1 protein-coding gene is annotated in these 912 nt (G+C 57.3%); it reads left to right on the top strand.

Going from position 1 to position 912, the window contains the following annotated elements:
* The coding region (locus EXE42_RS15650) for a hypothetical protein (RefSeq protein ID WP_206750735.1) at positions 1–444 on the top strand (444 nt) is incomplete at its 5' end.
* Between the last annotated feature and the right edge of the window lie 468 nt (positions 445–912).

The following is a 912-nucleotide window of genomic DNA, read 5'->3' on the forward strand; positions in this document are numbered from 1 at the left end:
TATCAGCGGCTGACGGCGGGTTCCGAGTCTGAGCCCGTTATTGTCGACTGTGTCACAAATACTTTTGAACAACCACCGGATGACACGGCGTCGACAAAGTACGCCCAAGGCCCAGAGAATCTCACGTCTATCGGGATGAAATTCTCCGACATTCTCGAACAACGCAGGACAGATCAGCTCTCGGTCGGGCTCACGAATCTCTCGCCACTGTTAGTGTACACGTCACCTTCGGACGTATTCCAGTTCGTTAATATTCTCGTACAGAAGTCGGTCGGCACGGGCTGGCCGGTGTTCGTGACAATTGACCCCAGCGTACATGACGCCTCGACCGTCGAGCAGTTCGTTCCGCTGTTCGACGACGTGATCGAGACGCGGCGTACCGACGATGGAGATCAAGAGCTGCGGGTCCGAAAGCCGGAACCGACGAACTGGGCGGCGTTTTGACCGTGCCACGGTAGCCACCCTGCGGAACAATGAAGCTGGAATAGTCCGGACTGACCGAGTTTTTCCCGTCTCACCGGAGAGTGGCTTCCGTCTCTGTCCGCAACTGTCACTCGCCCGTGTCAGGGCTCTCACTCGGGCCGACCGCAGTGGCAACATTGGCGCCGTGGGTAGTCACGCGTGCGGTCCCTCCAACGAACACCTGAACAGTGGTCGCCAACCAACCGTTGAGGAGCACGAGGCTGGCCGCGCTCATCCACCAATGATCCACCCGAACGAGACCGTAGCCCACACCGTGAGTGCGCTACTACATAGTTGACCGAGCAGCTAGTAAGCACCACGAACTTTCTCCTTGCTTATACTCTCGCTTTGTCCGGCGCTCGCTGGGAACAGGGGCTCAGCGCCTACGTTCAGCTAACTGATTGGCCTCACTTGGACTGACAACATCAACCCAAATGTGTAGATCTCGAT

Origin of the sequence: Halorubrum sp. SP3, from assembly GCF_005435195.1 — an archaeon.
Classification (GTDB): domain Archaea; phylum Halobacteriota; class Halobacteria; order Halobacteriales; family Haloferacaceae; genus Halorubrum; species Halorubrum sodomense.